The organism is Avibacterium paragallinarum (assembly GCF_011765605.1).
Taxonomy (GTDB): Bacteria; Pseudomonadota; Gammaproteobacteria; order Enterobacterales; family Pasteurellaceae; genus Avibacterium; species Avibacterium paragallinarum.
Genome location: NZ_CP050316.1, coordinates 607,058 through 624,664, shown reverse-complemented (window position 1 = coordinate 624,664; position 17,607 = coordinate 607,058). Strand labels below are relative to the sequence as shown.

Here is a 17,607-nt window from a genome sequence, read left to right as displayed (position 1 = left end):
AATTAAGCGTTCTCCTCAAATTTCAATGTTGAAGAAGCTGAAGCCATTTTTTCTAGTTCGTTACGCAACTGCATTACGTCCTGCTCTAATTGGGCATTTTTAACCTCTAAATCAGTCAGTTGTTTATACACTTCGTTATTAAAGGTTTCTTGGATTTTGGCATCTTTTTGATGATTGCCATTCCCCCAGCCTTTTTCTTCGTCCCATAGCGTTGCCCAGATCCAAAGGAAGGGCCAAATAATATGAAGTGTAAATAAACTGACCCACCCAGCATAATGCAAGGCTTCTAAATGAGGGTGATTGCGTTTTTTCGCGATTTCATAGGGAATATCGTGAATGACAATAATTCCATAAAAAATGGCGATACAAGCAAAAATGAGAAAAAATAAGGCAATATAGTCCAACATTATTTCTACTCCACTGGTTAAACTCACAAGAAAGCTGCTCTTTGTCTAAACAAAGAACAGCTTCCATACTCAGCTAGCAATCACTGCCGTCAATAAAGTTGTGAAGAAATTAAATTGAACGTTTAATTTCAACCACTTCAAAGACTTCGATTTGGTCGCCAACTTTGACATCGTTGTAGTTTTTCACACCAATACCACATTCCATACCACTACGCACTTCGGCTACATCATCTTTAAAGCGGCGGAGCGATTCCAATTCGCCTTCAAAGATTACCACGTTGTCGCGTAATACACGGATTGGGTTATTACGTTTCACGACCCCTTCGGTTACCATACAACCTGCGATTGCTCCAAATTTCGGATGGCGGAAGACATCACGCACTTCAGCAAGCCCGATAATTTCTTGTTTAAATTCAGGTTGTAACATTCCGCTCATTGCCGCTTTGATTTCGTTAAGTAGTTCATAAATAATTGAATAATAACGTAAATCAATGTTTTCGTTTTCAATAATACGGCGTGCTGACGCATCGGCACGAACGTTAAAGCCGACAATAATCGCGTTTGAAGCCGCCGCAAGAGTGGCATCAGTTTCGGTGATTCCGCCCACACCTGAGCCAACCACGTTCACTTTCACTTCTGGTGTTGAAAGCTCTTGGAGAGCTTGAACGATCGCTTCAACCGAGCCTTGAACATCGGCTTTTACAATCACGTTCAATTCTGCCACATCACCCTCAGCCATATTGCTAAACATATTTTCCAGTTTCGCTTTTTGCTGACGAGCGAGTTTCACTTCGCGGAATTTACCTTGACGATACAATGCCACTTCACGGGCTTTTTTCTCATCACGCACCACCGTGGCTTCATCACCCGCTGACGGCACGCCCGATAAGCCTAGCACTTCCACAGGAATTGATGGGCCTGCTTCTGAAATTTCTTTACCGTTTTCATCACGCATTGCACGCACACGACCATATTCAAAGCCACAAAGTACAATGTCGCCTCGGCGTAATGTGCCTGATTGAACCAAAATGGTAGCAACTGGCCCACGACCTTTATCGAGGTAAGATTCGATCACCACGCCCGTTGCCATTCCGTCTTTCACCGCACTGAGTTCTAATACTTCAGATTGCAATAAAATTGCATCAAGCAATTCATCAACGCCCGTTCCTTTTTTCGCTGAAACGTAAACGAACTGCGTATCGCCCCCGAACTTCTCGGCGATCACTTCGTGTTGCAATAATTCTTGCTCTACGCGATCTGGGTTGGCTTCAGGTTTATCAATTTTGTTCACTGCCACCACAATTGGCACGCCTGCTGCTTTTGCGTGTTGGATCGCTTCGATAGTTTGTGGCATCACACCGTCATCAGCGGCAACAACAAGCACTACGATGTCTGTTGCTTTCGCTCCACGCGCACGCATTGAGGTAAATGCCGCGTGTCCTGGGGTATCTAAGAAAGTGATCATTTTGCCGTCATCAGTTTCAACGTGGTATGCACCAATGTGCTGGGTAATTCCCCCCGCTTCGCCCGCTGCCACTTTGGCTTTACGAATGTAGTCAAGTAAAGAGGTTTTACCGTGGTCAACGTGTCCCATAATGGTAACTACTGGTGCACGGGTAACTTTCTCCGCATTGACATCGCGATCGCCTAATACGGATTCTTCAAGCTCGTTTTCTTTACGCAGGATTACTTTATGTCCCATTTCTTCGGCGACAAGCTGTGCGGTTTCTTGGTCGATCACTTGGTTGATGGTGACCATTTCGCCCATTTTCATCATTGTTTTGATGATTTCAGTAGCTTTCACTGCCATTTTATTGGCAAGCTCTGCCACCGTAATGGTTTCTCCAATCACCACATCACGGTTTACTGGTGCGGCTGGTTTGGTGAAGCCTTGTTGTAGGCTGCTACCTTTTTTACCTTGTTTACCTTTCGCACCTTTACCCGCTTTAAAATCTTTGCCATTTTTGCGGTTAGCTTCACGATCGTTTTTGCTGCTTTCTTCTTCACGTCCGCCTTTTTTCGCTTTGGCAACTTTATTTTTACCTCGTCCACGATTTTCATTACGGCGGATTTCTTCGTCTTCCGCTTCACGGGCATAGCTTGAGGTTAAATGTTCATCAGTATAATCATCAGCCGTATTTTCGCTGCTTTCCTCTGCGTCAGCCAAATCTGCATAACGTTTTGCTTCTTCTGCTGCTTTGCGAGCTTGCTCTTCCGCTTTTTGACGAGCAAGTTCATCAGCTTTACGGCGTAATTCCGCTTCTTCCGCTTTCAGACGTTCTTTTTCTTTGTCTTCTGCTTTCGTTGCTACTTTTTGCTCTTTTTTTGCATTTTCAGTAGCTTTTGCTTTTTCCGCTGCTGCCTTTTCTGCGGCAGCTTTTTCTTCCGCCGCTTTTCTTTCTGCTTCTTTCTTCTCAGCTTCTTTGCGTTCCGCCTCTTGCTGAGCTTTTAAGCGAGCCTCTTCTTCAGCACGCTTTGCCGCTTCCGTTGGAACAGTGCGTTTTTTACGCACTTCCACTTGAACAGCTTTACTTTTTCCGCTACTAGTTGTTGCACTCACCGTCGTTTTTGTACGACGCTGTAGACTTAATTTTTTCGGTGTATCCGATTTTTTTACTTCATCTACCATAATTTTACACCTCTACTTATGCTTCTTCACTGAACCAACAAATTTCACGTGCCGCCATAATTAACGCTGCGGCTTGATCGGCATCGATTTCTTCAATATCCGTTAAATCATCGACACTTTGTTCAGCAAGATCTTCTAATGTGGTAATTTGTTTTTCAGCCAATTTCACTGCGATATGACGATTCATACCCTCGAGTTCTAACAATCTATCTTCAATTTTGGCTTGTTTTAATGCTTCTTCTTCCGCCAATGCCATTGCGGTCATTACATTTTTCGCTCGGGTTTGCAATTCTTCAACCAGATCTTCATCTTCCAAACCGTCAATCGCGGTGAGTTCGTTCACTGGCACATAAGCCAATTCTTCTAAATTAGAGAAGCCTTCTTCAATCAGAATATGGGCGAACTCTTCATCGATCTCCAACGCCTCCATAAATAATTTCAGCACTTTATTATCTTCGGCTTGGTGCTTCTCATTTAACGCGGCAGTTGTCATCACATTTAGTGTCCACCCTGTTAATTGAATGGCTAAACGCACATTTTGCCCATTGCGTCCAATGGCTTGTGGTAAGTTTTCTTCTTCAACAGCAATATCCATTGAATGATTATCCTCATCAACCACAATCGAAGTTACGTCCGCTGGTGCCATTGCGTTAATCACAAACTGAGCTGGATTATCGTCCCATAACACAATATCCACACGCTCCCCACCAAGTTCATTGGTGATGGCTTGCACACGTGAACCACGCATTCCCACACAAGCCCCCACAGGGTCAATGCGTTTATCATTGCTTTTCACCGCAATTTTTGCTCTCGCCCCTGGATCACGAGCCGCACCTTTAATTTCGATCAGCTCTTCACCAATTTCAGGCACTTCAAGGCGGAACAGTTCAATTAACATTTCAGGTTTAGCACGGGTAACGAAAAGCTGAGCACCTTTGCTTTCAGGGCTCACTTTATATAGCACGCCACGCACGCGATCGCCTGGTCGGAAATTCTCACGCGGTAACATATCTTCACGCAAAATCACCGCTTCCGCTGATTGCCCTTCTTGTTTCAACTCTAAAATGATGTTATCACGGTTTACTTTTTTCACTGTACCCGTAACAATTTCACCTTCATTAGCACGGAACTGCTCAACCACTTTATTACGCTCTGCTTCGCGAATTTTGCTGCTGATAACTTGGCGTGCGGTTTGCATTGTGATGCGATCAAAAGCTACAGATTCAATTTGATCTTCAACATAATCACCAAGTTGAATCGCTGGATCTTCAAATTGTGCCGCTTCTAAAGTAATTTCTTTGGTTGGATTGGTTACGTCTTCCACCACTAACCAGCGGCGGAAAGTATCAAACTCGCCCGTTTTTGGATCAATCACAACGCGAACATCGATCTCTTGCTCATATTTTTTCTTGGTAGAAAGGGCAATGGCACTTTCTAAGGCTTCAAAAATTTTCTCACGCGGTAATAATTTTTCATTTGAAACTGCTTCAGCAGCCAATAAAATTTCTTTACTCATTCGTTTTTTCTTCCTGTTTCATCTTAAAATTTAGGAACAACGTTGGCTTTTTGGATATTGCCAAACACTAACACTTGTGGCTGACCTTCAACAATCAACGTCAGCATATCATTATCAATTTTCTCTAAAACGCCCTGCCATTTACGGCGATCCAACACTGGCATTCTGAGATGCACGAGGATCTCTTGCCCAATAAAACGTGCATATTGGTTTAAGGTAAATAATGGGCGATCTAACCCCGGCGATGACACTTCAAGGTTATATTTATCGGCGATCGGGTCTTCCACGTCTAAAATGGCACTCACTTGACGGCTCACGTCTGCACAATCATCAACGCTCACGCCACCTTCTTTGTCAATATAAAGACGCACAGTTAAAAAACGCCCCATTCTTTGACATTCGATCCCCCACAGCTCACAGCCGAGATCTTCCACTGAATCTTGCAGTAAATCGCGTAATTTTTCTTCTAACGTTGCCAAAACAACCTCCTAATACAAAATCAAGACGTAAAAAAAGGGCTAATCAGCCCAGTTCTACATCTAAATTGCTCGTACAAAAAAACCCCAAAATTGGGGTTCTTTTTACTGAACTTTCTATGAATTGGTTGCGGGGGCTGGATTTGAACCAACGACCTTCGGGTTATGAGCCCGACGAGCTACCAAGCTGCTCCACCCCGCGTCCGAAATATGTGGCGTATTATACGGATAAAAAGAAAAATAGCAAGGCTTTTCTCTAAAAGAATATGAAAAGGAACAACGCGAAAAAATCCCCCTCAAAAAGCACCGCACTTTTCCTTTAGGCTTTCGCCAACATTACATCAAACAAGCGATAAATAGCGATCAAATCCATTCTTGCCACAGGCTTAAACGGCAACAGCAAATAATACAACCAGCGATTTTTTTGGATAAACGACAAGGTATGCTGCCATACTTCTGGATCACAATATTGCTGATATTTATCCACCACAAAATACATTTCTTCTTGATCGATCACATCAGAACGCCCAAGGCTGTGAATAAAAACGAGGCTATCACGCACTTTTTTACACATTAAATTGGTCGTTTTTGAACGGGCTTCAAAATCAATAAAACGCACACGCCCTTGCTCCCACGTCATATCGCGTAAGGCGGGGCGACCGTGGACTAAATTCTGCCGATGTAAATCTGCCAAGGCTTTTGCCCCATCAGCCAAAATCGCCAATTTTTGCTGTGCGGTTACGCTTTCCTCTTCTGCCCATTGGCTCAAGGTTTTCCCCGCATCTTGCAACACAAAAAAATCTTCCCCCGCTAGCACAACCTTTGGCACGGGAGCATTTTGTGCCATTAAATCTTGCAATGCGGCTAATTCATTAGCGAAAGCCCGCTTAGGCTGTGGCTTTAAAAATCGCCACACGCCTTTGACTTGTTCAGGTTGTTTCAGCCAGTAGTGCTGATTTGCATAATCAAAACACCGGATACGCTGACCTTTATGCTGTTGCAAAAGATCTTGCACATATTGCACAAAATCCGCTTCTACGAAATCTGTCATTACCCTGCCTCAACCACAAAATTAACGCCAAACATCAGGATTTACACCACGTTTAATCAATTCTGGATATTGCTCAATTTTAAATTCAGGCTCTTTCACGCCCGCTTTAATTTGACGCTGATAATCTTTCAGCAATGTCCAAACGATTGGCGAAAGCAACACGATAGACACCAAATTGATTAATGCCATTATCGCCATCACCGTATCCGCAAAGTTCCAAACCACATTGCCAGAATTGACCGCACCGAAATAAACGAAAAATAGCACGATTAAGCGGAAAATTAGCACCACCAACGGGCGATTTTTCAGGAAGCGGATATTGCTTTCAGCATAGGCATAGTTCCCAATAATAGAAGAAAAAGCGAACAGTAATAAAATGAACGCAAGGAAATGCAAGCCAAATTCCCCAACGTGATATTGCAAGGCATTTTGCGTTAAAGAAATGCTTTTGAGCGATTCGCCACCGTAATTATCCGATAATAAAATGATGATCGCCGTACAAGAACACACCACGATAGTATCCACAAACACGCCGAGCATTTGAATAAGCCCTTGACTGACGGGATGTTTCACATCGGCAGAAGCCGCCGCATTCGGGGCGGAACCCATACCCGCTTCATTCGAGAATAACCCACGTTTAATCCCCATTAGCATTGCTTTCGAGAAAATCGTGCCGAACATTCCGCCAGCCATCGCATCAAAAGAGAAAGCACTATGGATAATATTGCTAATTACGGTTGGGATCATTTCAATATTCATTCCCATAATGATCACAGCCATAATTAAATAAAACAATGCCATTACTGGGACAACACGTGCTGATACTTTACCGATCCGCTTCACCCCACCAAAAATAATTGAGGCTGTTAAAATCACTAAGCCAATTCCTACATAGCTTGGTGTCCATTTCCACGCATTGCCTGTGGCTTCTACAATCGCATTAGATTGCACTGCATTAAAGGCAAAACCAAAAGTAAAAATTAACGCAATGGCAAAGCACGCCGCCAAGCTGCGAGAGCGTAGCCCCTGTACAATATAATAAGCTGGGCCGCCGCGACTTAAACCGTCTTTATCTTTCAGTTTGAAAAGCTGAGCGAGGGAAGATTCTGCAAAAGCACTCGACATTCCAATCAATGCCGTTACCCACATCCAGAACACTGCACCTTCGCCACCAATGGCGATCGCCGTCGCTACACCGCCAATATTCCCCACCCCAACACGGCTCGCCAGCCCTGTTGCAAAGGCTTGGAATGGCGTTAAAGATTGCCCGTCAGAAGAGCGTCCAAACCACATTTCACGCAAACTTTGCGGAAACAAACGTAGCTGCACAAGCCCTGTAGTCAGCGTAAAGAAAATCCCCACACCGAGCAATGTAATCACCGTAATATCCCATAACGGCCCGTCAAAATGTTCTACAAACCAGGTTAGCCCAGCTTCCACGTTACTAATAAGTTGATCAAACATCACTTCTCTCCTTATATCTTAGAAAGTACGCATTCTAATAGATTTTATATAAAGAGAGAACAATTAGGATAAAAAAGAGGATAAAAATTTAAAAAATAACAAAATGATAAAAACGCCTCTAGAAAACACCGCACTTTGTTAGATCATATTTAATCACATCACAAAAATGAAGTAGCGTGGAAAGAAAAAAGCAAGGTCACCACCTTGCTTTATATCTCATTATTAACGCTTATTTTTCTTCTAGCTCCATTTGCATGTCACACCCCATATCTAATCCCGCTTCGCAGATAAGGCTAATTTTGCTCGCATTTATTTTCCCTCATTTAACATATGATACACATTACACCCTTTTTGTTCTCCATTCTCACAAGCTTTGCCCGCCCACATTTTGGCAAGATTTAAATCTTGTTTAACGCCTTCCCCTAAGGCATACATTATCCCCAAATTAAGTTGAGCATCTGCATATCCCTGCTCTGCCGCTTTTTGATTCCATTTCACAGCTTGGAAATCATCTTGTTTTACCCCTTCTCCTTTATGATACATCACCCCCAAATTATATTGAGCCTGTGCATCTCCCTGCTCTGCTACTTTTTGATACCATTTAAACGCTTGGAAATAATCTTGTTTTACCCCATGTCCGTTGTCATACATCACCCCCAAATTATATTGAGCCTGTGCATCTCCCTGCTCTGCTGCTTTTTGATACCATTTAAACGCTTGGAAATAATCTTGTTTTACCCCTTGCCCAGTGCGATACATCTGCCCCAAATCATATTGAGCTTTTATGTGTCCCTGCTCTGCCGCCTTTTGATACCATTTGAACGCTTGGAAATCATCTTGTTTTACCCCTTGTCCAGTGCGATACATCTGCCCCAAATTATATTGAGCTTTTATGTGTCCCTGCTCTGCCGCCTTTTGATACCATTTGAACGCTTGGAAATAATCTTGCTTTACCCCTTGTCCAGTGCGATACATCTGCCCCAAATTATATTGAGCTTTTATGTGTCCCTGCTCTGCCGCCTTTTGATACCATTTGAACGCTTGGAAATAATCTTGCTTTACCCCTTGTCCGTTGTCATACATCAACGCCAAATAAAATTGAGCCCTTGCATATCCCTGCTCTGCTGCTTTTTGATACCATTTAAACGCTTGGAAATATTCTTCTCTACTTTCGTATGCTAGAGCCAAAGCACTCTGTGCCATCACATTCCCTTGCTCTGCTAATGGTTGAGCCAAAGAAATAGCCGTATCAAATTCGTTCTTTTTAATAGCCTCCACTACTCGCAGTAATTGTTCTCCACCCGATAAAATAGCTTGCTGAACAAGCTCAGCATCATTGGTTTTCGCATACCCCATTTGCGAGATACTAAATACAGAAAATGAAAAAAGAGCGGTGGTTAATAATGTTTTTGTGAATTTCATTGTATTTTTTCCCTTAAAACTATATTAAATTCAATACAAAATATTAATCTATTTTATTTAGTTCACGATACACATTGCATCCTTTCTGAAAACCATTAGAACAAGCTTTACTTGCCCACATTCTGGCAACCTCCAAATCTTGTTTCACTCCTTGTCCAGCACCATATATTACAGCCAACATTGCTTGGGCAGGGGCATATCTTTGTTCAGCAGCTTTTTGATACCATTCAAATGCTTGAGTATAGTTCTGTTGCACTCCTTGTCCATCATAATATATATTTCCCAAAGAAAATTGAGCTACTGAATATCCTTGTTCTGCCGCTTTTTGAATCCATTTAAACGCTTGAAAATCATTTTGTTTTACTCCTCGACCATAGTGGTACATAAATCCCAAATTTAACTGCGCTTGTGCATTCCCCTGATCTGCCGCACGTTGAAACCATTTAAGTGCTTGGAAGTAATCCTGTTTTATCTCTCCTTTCCCTTTTTTATATATTAATCCTAAATTTAATTGAGCTGGCATTACTCCTTGCTCTGCCGCTTTTTGATACCATTTAAACGCTTGAAAATAATCTTTCCGAACTCCTCGTCCATTTTCATACATTACCCCCAAATTGTATTGAGCTTGAGCATCTCCCTGCTCGGCTAAAGGTTTCCATAATTGAAATGCGGTAGTAAAATCACCACGTTCAGCTGCCTCAAAGCCTTGTTGGAACTGTGTTTTTGGATCTGAAACCGCATATGCCATTGGCGAGGCACTTAATACAGAAAATGAAAAAAGAGCGGTGGTTAATAACGTTTTTGTGAATTTCATTGTGTTTTCCTTATAAAGTGATTTAAACCAATGATTGAAACGACAAGGCAAAGAGAAAGGTTTTCACAAAGAAAAAAGCAGTGAGAATATTCCCTTCTCTCTGTTGTACATATTTCAATCGAAGTAACAAGATTTTTTCCTTTCAGCAAAGGGTTTTGTTCTCTCTGTAAAGAGAGAACAACAGGGAGTATACTCCCTTGAAATTGTTGAATATTCAGCCTAATTGTAAGAGAGGGAGATGATGAAAAATGGCTTAAAAAACCACCGCACTTTTAAGAGAAAATGCCTGTTTTATAAGCTGATAAGAAAACGAAAAAAACCGAGCGAGGTTTTGCCCCGTTCAGTTAAATTTGCTGAAAAAGTGAGGGGTTATCTTTAACGAGAAAGAAACAACGCCGCTGCCCCACGCACGCCGCCTGAATCGCCGTATTTGGCTTTTTTAATTGCTGGCACTTTGGCACTTCGCATTAAGTGGTTGGGGAGGGCTTTGGGTAAGGCTTGGTAGAGATAATCAAAGTTCGACAAGCCGCCGCCTAGCACGATGAGATGGGGATCAAGGGCGGTGATGATGTTGCCGATGGAAATAGCAGCGAGTTCCACAAACATTGCCACAAAATCCACCGCACTTTGCTCTTGGGCGTAAAAACGTTGAATAATTTCTTTGGCAGATAGGCTTTCCCCTTTGAGATCGTGGTAAAGCATTTCAAAGCCTCGCCCTGAAAGATAGGTGTCTAAACAGGCGGAATTGCCACAGCCACATTGGTAAATCGGGGCGTTATCCCAGCCGAGCAATTTTAATGCGTGGTAGTTGAGCTGCATATGCCCTAGCTCGCCTGCCATTCCAATTTGCCCTGAATAGATTTTGCCGTCAATCACTAACCCGCCGCCAAAGCCTGTGCCAAGAATGAGCCCTAGCACGCTAGAATATTGCTGATTTTCCTCCGCCCACGCCTCAGATAACGCGAAGCAATTTGCGTCATTTTCCGCCCGCACTTCACGTTCTAAACGCTGGCTTAAATCTTGTAAAATGGGTTTGTTGTCTGCTACGCGAATGTTGGTTATTTCTGCCAAGCCCGTATCCTGATTCACAAACCCCGGCAAGCCTAAGCCCACCGAGCCTTGCGAACCAAATTTTTCATCGGCTTTTTTCACCAAATTCACAATGGTATCAAGCCATTGTTCGTAGCTTTCTTTTGGTGTATCCACCCGTTCGGAATAGTGCTTTTCTAATTTTTCATCGAAAACAGCCAGCTCAATTTTCGTGCCGCCAATGTCGAAACCGTATAACATTTTCTCCTCCAGATAAAAACTTTCTCAAAATCCTACCGCACTTTATATTTTATGCGAATCACTGCCGTTTACTGATTTTTCGGCTGAAAAATACGCCAACGAGGTAGCAAGACGAACAGCACGCAATGGAAAAGCCACGCGATCAACACCGAAACCAGTACATCAACAGGATAGTGCATTCCTAAACGCAAACGGCTAATCAGCATTAACACTGCCCACAGGGTGATGCCTGCGGTGAGCCATCGCATTCCTTTATTGTTACGTCCAAGCAACTGCCCAAAGCCTACGGCGAGCATTAACCAAGTGGCAGCGAAAATGCTGTGTCCAGAGGGGAAAGAATAGCCTGTTTCTTTGCTACGGTGATGTACTAAATACATATCAATTTGTTTATCTGCATAATAATCTAAGACGATTTGTTCACGCACTTTGCGAGGTTGATCGTAAAAATATTCAGGGCTGATACTTGATTTTTCCGCCAATTGCACAATAAAAGGACGAGGTTCTGCAAACACCGTTTTGAGCACCGATTTCACCCCTTGGGTTACCCCAACAGAAATCGCCATCACTGCAATCACCGCAAGGGCTTGTTTTTTATCCGCAATACAGAAAAAATACGCAACAGCAAACACGCAACAAGTGATAATGGCATAAGGCTGGCTTCCTGTTTCTGTTAAAAAATAAAGAAACGTATCAAAAGCTGTGTTATGTTCATCCCCTTGCCAATGCCAATTTATTAGCCACATAAAAAAAGGCACAAGGCAAAGCAATAAGGTATATAATGAAAGGCGTTTTAACATTTTAATCACTCCATAAATTTGAGTGCATAGTTTAGCATTATTCAATAAAAAAAGAATGAAGGATTTAGCGATGACAAAAATTCAACGCGTTACCGAAGCCAATTTACCGACCGAATTTGGGATTTTTCGCATTGTGGGCTTTGAGTTTCCCGACACTAAAAAAGAACACGTTGCCTTAGTAATGGGCGATATTTCAAACCCTGATGAACCTGTTTTAGCCCGCATTCACTCCGAATGTTTAACGGGCGATGCGTTGCATAGCCTGAAATGCGATTGCGGTTTTCAGCTTGCCACCGCACTACGTCAAATTAGCGAAGAAGGCCGTGGCGTGCTGATTTATCACCGCGAAGAGGGGCGTGGCATTGGCTTAATTAACAAGATCCGAGCTTATTCCTTACAAGATCAAGGAATGGATACCATTGAAGCTAACCTTGCTTTGGGCTTTGCCGCAGATGAGCGTAATTTTGAAGTTTGTGCGGATATTTTTGATCTACTCGGTGTAAAGCAAGTTCGCCTGCTCACCAACAACCCTAACAAAATTGATACAATGAAAAAAGCTGGGATCAACGTGGTGGAACGCGTTCCGTTAAACGTAGGCGAAAACCGTTACAATACGGAATATTTAGACACCAAAGCAAAAAAAATGGGGCATTTCATCGTGCATAACAATCAAAAACACTTGATGACTTGCCCACATTGTCAGGAAGAAATTCCACAAAAAAAATGACCGCACTTTAGGCTATGAAGTAAATGGCTCAGTATTCTGAGCCATTTTTGCGATCACTATCGCAAATTTTACATACGCCAATTCACAACATAATATCGTCTCGTTAGTCTATTCTCATTTTTAAGTCGATACCGTTTTAAACATAATGCAAATTCAGTTTTTAGAAAGCACATTTGAAAATATTCGACACACCAGTTTACCAAAATCTGGACTAGTTTTTGTAACGAAAGAAAGTGCTGAAGCAATGGCTAAATCCCTACTTAATTATAAAGTGGAAGTGAAAAATGAGTGGGTAGATTAGAACTAACGAAACACAGCCAGAAATTGATTCTGAAATCTTAATTATTCACCATAGAAACTAAAAAATGTTCAATATTTTCAAAAAACCTTATGAAAAAGGGACATTAGAAGCGTGGGCGAAAATGTGTGATGACATAGCAAAAGTTGCTATTTTAGCCGTACCTGTGATACTTTATAACAACGATCCCTTTTTGCAAAAAGTCATTAACCTCATTGCACTCGCCATTAGTGCATACAGTACAATATGGAGTGCAAGAATTTGTCGTAAACTCACAGAAAACAAGGAGGACTAAATGGGATTAACCGTCGGATTAATTATTCTTGCCATTGCAAGCCTTACCTTTGCAATTAAAATGAATAATCAACTTAAAACCAAATAAGCCAAAGCTCGCAATAGCGGGCTTTTTAATTAAGGGGAATTTTCCTTAATTAAAAAATTTTACAAGTCATCAAACCAGCTAAACACAAAAAACACTACTTTTTTGCTGAAAAATACATAAAATAGACGGCACATTTGCACCCTGAATAAAATATTGTTAAAGTGCGTGGCAAATTTTGCCGAAATAAAACTAGGAAGAATGAATGAGCCAAGAATATTTAGATTTTGAACTCCCGATCGCCGAATTAGAAGCGAAAATTGAATCCTTGCGTGCGGTTGCGGGGCAAGACAGCGAAATCAATCTTGATGATGAAATCGCTCGCTTACAGAAAAAAAGCGAAGAATTAACCAAAAAAACCTTTGCCAATTTAGATGCGTGGCAAGTTTCGCGTATGGCACGCCACCCAAATCGCCCTTATACCTTAGATTATATCGAACAAATCTTCACCGAATTTGAAGAGCTAGCGGGCGATCGTGCCTTTGCAGACGATAAAGCCATTGTGGGTGGTTTAGCCCGTTTAGACGGTAAACCCGTTATGGTAATTGGACACCAAAAAGGACGCAGCGTAAAAGACAAAGTTAAACGCAACTTCGGTATGCCTGCACCCGAAGGTTATCGCAAAGCCTTGCGTTTAATGGAAATGGCGGAGCGTTTTAAACTCCCGATCATCACCTTTATTGACACACCAGGGGCATACCCTGGGGTCGGTGCAGAAGAACGTGGTCAATCCGAAGCCATCGCTCGCAATTTGCGTGAAATGTCGATGCTTAAAGTGCCAATTATTTGTACGGTGATTGGTGAAGGTGGCTCAGGCGGTGCATTAGCCATTGGCGTGGGCGATAAAGTGAATATGTTGCAATACAGTACTTATTCCGTGATTTCCCCTGAAGGCTGTGCTTCCATTTTATGGAAAAGTGCCGACAAAGCCTCCACTGCTGCCGAAGTGATGGGACTCACTGCACCACGCCTACAAGAGCTAAAACTTATCGATAGCATCATACCAGAGCCATTAGGCGGTGCACATCGTGATTATGAACAAATGGCACAAAATCTAAAACAGCGTTTACTGGCTGATTTGGCTGATTTAGAAATTCTTGATCCAGATACCCTACTCGAACGCCGTTATCAACACTTAATGAGTTACGGATATTGCTAATACAAAAAAGTGCGGTTTTATCACCGCACTTTTCTTTATTTCAACTTTTACCATTATACCCAACCAATTTGATGTAAAATCACCAAACCTATCGCTGAAATAAACATTGAGGCAAAGCTAGTGATACCAATAATATTGGCTGCTGTGTTTGCATTTCCCCCCATTCCTCTCACCATTGCATAAGCAGCCGCTGCCATTGGTGTCGCATTCATTAAAAATATAACACCTAGATTCACTCCACTAAATCCGCATAATTTTCCTAACCATACCATAAAGATTGGAGCAATAATCAATCTCCCAACACTTGCCCATAAAGAAATACCCGAAATTCGATATAACGCTTTAAGTTCAATATTTACCCCTGCACAAATTAAGGCTAAAGGTAAGGTCATACTCGCTAAATACTGTGTTGTGGTTAAAATAAATTTAGGTATGGTGAATTTTAAATAACTGGCTATAAAGCCCAACAATATGCTAATAATCAATGGATTTTTCACAACATTTATGATCATTTGTTGAACATTTACTTTGCCATTAGATAAGGATCTGCTCAAAGTAATTACTCCGAGTATATTATATGCTATTGCTGTGGTCGCCGCATAAATGGTCGCGGGAACTAATGCTGCCTCACCATAGGCATTCAGGCAAAAAGCAAGACCTAAAATACTACAATTTCCACGATACACGCCTTGTACAAAAGTACCACGCTCTCTTTTATCTGCCACAAATTTTTCTGCAAAAATTTCAGCTAGAAGGAAAAGTAATAACGTGCCGAATACACATACCCAGATCATCATTAACTGCTCATTTAAATGCTTAATCGGGTTCTGAAAAACATTCAAAAATAATAACGCAGGTAAGGTAATTTTGAACACGATTCCCGTAGCCTGCTGACTAAACCTATCATCAATAACGTTACGTTTTCGCAAAAATATTCCAAGAATTAACAAAAATAAAGTGGGTAACGTTACACTAATGGAAAATAATATTGATCCCCAGAAATCATTCTGCATTTTGCACTCCTAAAAAGTGCGGTGAAAAATAACTATATTTTTCACCGCACTTCACTTTTTCTATATCATTGCTTTTCTCTATAGCGTAAATAACGCTCCACCGTATCGACAATAGCTTGTGTTTGTGGGTCGATTTCAATATTGACGAAATCCCCCACTTCACGCTTACCAATGAATGTACGATGAAGTGTTTCAGGAATAAGGTTCACACAAAATGCATTGCCTTTCACTTCCCCTATGGTCAGGCTGATCCCGTCAATGGCAATAAACCCTTTGGTGAGAATGTATTTCATCAAGCTAGGCTCAGGCAACTCGAACCAAATTTGCAGGTTATTCTCTGAAACAATACGCTGAGAAACCTTAGCTGTGGTGTAAACGTGGCCAGATAAAATATGCCCCCCAATTTCATCACCCATCTTCATAGCACGTTCAATATTCACAAAATCACCTGCTTGTAACCGCCCCAAATTGGTGATACGGAGCGTTTCCGTCATTAAGTCAAAACTCACTAACGGGCCTTCAATTTTCGTTACGGTTAAACATACACCGTTATTTGCCACTGAAGCACCGATTTCTAGATTTTCCATCAATTCCTGTGGCATTTTTACGGTCTGTGTTCTAAAATGCGATTTTTCGTCAATAGAATGAATTTGGGCAATGCCCTGCACAATTCCTGTAAACATAATTAACTCTCTTATTCTTAAATAATCATCGCCGATCATTCGGTTAAAACTTGCAATAGTATATAACAAATTCGGATATTTTATGTTATTTCGTTTTATTCAACGCCATCAATTAGAAATACAAAAATTATTAGCTATCGCCTTTCCTATTTTACTTGCTCAATTTGCCCAAAATTCAATGGGCATTGTCGATACCATTATGGCAGGGCGTGTCAGTGCGGCGGATATGGCTGCCGTTTCTGTGGCTGGATCAATTTGGTTTCCGTTAGTTTTAATGGGGCACGGCTTACTGCTTGCATTACCGCCCATTATTTCTTATCTCAACGGCTCAGGACAACGTCATCGTATCGCTCATTATGTACACCAAGGCTTGTGGGTGGTGGTATTAAGCTGTCTTCCTATTGGCTTAATTATTTATTTTAGCGATTATGTCATTAGCCATATGGGAATGGATCCGAAATTAGCACAGATTACCATTGATTATTTGCATATTATGCTTTGGGGCTTACCCGGCTATTTATTAATGATTAATTTTCGTTGCCTCAATGATGGCATTGCCAAAACTAAACCTGCAATGGTGATTACCTTTGCGGGATTACTCCTCAATATTCCGCTCAATTATATTTTCATTTATGGCAAATTCGGTATTCCCGCTTTTGGAGCGGTGGGCTGCGGGATCGCAAGTGCAATCGTCAATTGGGCGATGTGTTTGATGATGATCGCCTATTCTCATCAAGCAAGAAATCAACGAGATCTAAAAGTTTTTCAAGGGCTTATTGAGAAACCGAATATCACCACATTAAAAAAAGTGCTAGGTTTAGGCTTTCCTATCGGCATTGCATTATTTTGTGAAGTGGCATTATTTGCCCTTTCCTCGCTTTTGCTCTCCCCTCTGGGTACGGAAGTGGTGGCAAGTCATCAAATTGCTTTGACCACAAGTTCCTTTATTTTTATGCTACCGATGTCTTTGGGAATGGCAACCACAATTTTGGTCGGGCAACGTTTAGGCGAGGGGTTGTTAAAACAAGCCAAAGCCGTTTTTTATTCAGCCCTAATCGTTGGGTTAAGTTTGGCTTGTATCACAGCATTAATTATTGTGCTATTTAATCAACAGATCCCAAGAATTTATGTTTCCGATCAGCACGTTATTTTAATGGCGAGCCATTTGCTCTTAATCTCCGCCCTTTATCAATTTTCTGATACCATTCAGGTCATTACCGCAGGTGCATTGCGTGGCTATAAAGACACGAAATCTATTTTATACATCACGATGTTTTGTTATTGGGGGATTGGTATGCCACTAGGTTACCTTTTATCTCGTACGAATTGGCTAATTCCAAGCATAGGTGCGGCGGGATTTTGGGTTGGATTTGTGGTTAGCTTAACCGTTGCTGCTGCATTGCTTATACAGCGTATAAGCAAAATCCAGTCATTACCCGAACAACGTATTTTGGAAAAATTAACAGAAATACAATAGGAAAT

General features: G+C 41.7%; 17 protein-coding genes and 1 tRNA gene. 5 read left to right on the top strand and 13 right to left on the bottom strand.

Going from position 1 to position 17,607, the window contains the following annotated elements; genetic code table 11:
- Positions 1-2 precede the first annotated feature (2 nt).
- From HBL79_RS03135 to HBL79_RS03085, 11 genes are all read right to left on the bottom strand, one after another.
- Positions 3-407: a DUF3302 domain-containing protein gene (locus HBL79_RS03135; protein ID WP_367646199.1), complete on the bottom strand. Its 405-nt coding sequence runs from the start codon at positions 405-407 to the stop codon at positions 3-5.
- 109 nt (positions 408-516) lie between these two features.
- A complete protein-coding gene (infB, locus tag HBL79_RS03130; RefSeq protein ID WP_035685692.1) occupies positions 517-3,036 on the bottom strand; it encodes a translation initiation factor IF-2 in 2,520 nt (839 codons plus the stop codon).
- 16 nt (positions 3,037-3,052) lie between these two features.
- Entirely contained in the window at positions 3,053-4,552 is a 1,500-nt protein-coding gene (gene nusA, locus HBL79_RS03125) for a transcription termination factor NusA (RefSeq protein WP_035685694.1), read from the bottom strand.
- A gap of 23 nt (positions 4,553-4,575) precedes the next feature.
- Positions 4,576-5,031, bottom strand: a complete 456-nt coding sequence (gene rimP, locus HBL79_RS03120; protein ID WP_035685696.1) for a ribosome maturation factor RimP — start codon at positions 5,029-5,031, stop codon at positions 4,576-4,578.
- A gap of 122 nt (positions 5,032-5,153) precedes the next feature.
- Positions 5,154-5,230: transfer RNA gene (locus HBL79_RS03115), tRNA-Met, on the bottom strand.
- A gap of 117 nt (positions 5,231-5,347) precedes the next feature.
- Positions 5,348-6,079 (bottom strand): BUD32 family EKC/KEOPS complex subunit, encoded by a 732-nt coding sequence (locus HBL79_RS03110; RefSeq protein WP_035685699.1) that lies wholly within the window; start codon positions 6,077-6,079, stop codon positions 5,348-5,350.
- Positions 6,080-6,100: 21 nt separating this feature from the next.
- Entirely contained in the window at positions 6,101-7,543 is a 1,443-nt protein-coding gene (locus HBL79_RS03105) for an alanine/glycine:cation symporter family protein (protein WP_035685701.1), read from the bottom strand.
- A gap of 309 nt (positions 7,544-7,852) precedes the next feature.
- A complete protein-coding gene (locus HBL79_RS03100) occupies positions 7,853-8,965 on the bottom strand; it encodes an SEL1-like repeat protein (RefSeq protein ID WP_082082231.1) in 1,113 nt (370 codons plus the stop codon).
- A gap of 43 nt (positions 8,966-9,008) precedes the next feature.
- Positions 9,009-9,779: a tetratricopeptide repeat protein gene (locus tag HBL79_RS03095; RefSeq protein WP_035685703.1), complete on the bottom strand. Its 771-nt coding sequence runs from the start codon at positions 9,777-9,779 to the stop codon at positions 9,009-9,011.
- Between the two features lie 375 nt (positions 9,780-10,154).
- Positions 10,155-11,069, bottom strand: coding sequence for an N-acetylglucosamine kinase (gene nagK / locus HBL79_RS03090; protein ID WP_035685706.1), 915 nt, complete (start codon positions 11,067-11,069; stop codon positions 10,155-10,157).
- Positions 11,070-11,137: 68 nt separating this feature from the next.
- Positions 11,138-11,866, bottom strand: coding sequence for a phosphatase PAP2 family protein (locus HBL79_RS03085; RefSeq protein ID WP_035685708.1), 729 nt, complete (start codon positions 11,864-11,866; stop codon positions 11,138-11,140).
- Between the two features lie 70 nt (positions 11,867-11,936).
- Between HBL79_RS03085 and ribA the strand changes: the two genes are divergently transcribed.
- The 4 genes from ribA to accA all read left to right on the top strand — a co-directional run bounded on the left by ribA (position 11,937) and on the right by accA (position 14,429).
- Positions 11,937-12,593 carry a GTP cyclohydrolase II gene (gene ribA, locus HBL79_RS03080; RefSeq protein WP_035685711.1) on the top strand — a complete coding sequence of 219 codons (657 nt, stop codon included), beginning with the start codon at positions 11,937-11,939 and terminating at the stop codon, positions 12,591-12,593.
- A 145-nt stretch (positions 12,594-12,738) separates the two neighbouring features.
- Complete coding sequence (locus tag HBL79_RS03075; protein ID WP_156127771.1) at positions 12,739-12,894, top strand: hypothetical protein; 156 nt, start codon at positions 12,739-12,741, stop codon at positions 12,892-12,894.
- Positions 12,895-12,958: 64 nt separating this feature from the next.
- Positions 12,959-13,186, top strand: a complete 228-nt coding sequence (locus tag HBL79_RS03070) for a hypothetical protein (RefSeq protein WP_035685713.1) — start codon at positions 12,959-12,961, stop codon at positions 13,184-13,186.
- 289 nt (positions 13,187-13,475) lie between these two features.
- Positions 13,476-14,429: an acetyl-CoA carboxylase carboxyl transferase subunit alpha gene (accA, locus tag HBL79_RS03065; protein ID WP_035685716.1), complete on the top strand. Its 954-nt coding sequence runs from the start codon at positions 13,476-13,478 to the stop codon at positions 14,427-14,429.
- A gap of 53 nt (positions 14,430-14,482) precedes the next feature.
- On the opposite strand, the gene HBL79_RS03060 is transcribed toward accA, so the two are convergent.
- Both HBL79_RS03060 and HBL79_RS03055 read right to left on the bottom strand, forming a co-directional pair.
- Positions 14,483-15,442, bottom strand: coding sequence for an AEC family transporter (locus tag HBL79_RS03060; protein WP_035685719.1), 960 nt, complete (start codon positions 15,440-15,442; stop codon positions 14,483-14,485).
- A gap of 65 nt (positions 15,443-15,507) precedes the next feature.
- Positions 15,508-16,125: a riboflavin synthase gene (locus HBL79_RS03055; RefSeq protein WP_035685722.1), complete on the bottom strand. Its 618-nt coding sequence runs from the start codon at positions 16,123-16,125 to the stop codon at positions 15,508-15,510.
- Positions 16,126-16,207: 82 nt separating this feature from the next.
- On the opposite strand from HBL79_RS03055, the gene HBL79_RS03050 reads away from it, so the two are divergent.
- Positions 16,208-17,602: an MATE family efflux transporter gene (locus HBL79_RS03050; protein WP_035685725.1), complete on the top strand. Its 1,395-nt coding sequence runs from the start codon at positions 16,208-16,210 to the stop codon at positions 17,600-17,602.
- Positions 17,603-17,607: the final 5 nt, after the last annotated feature.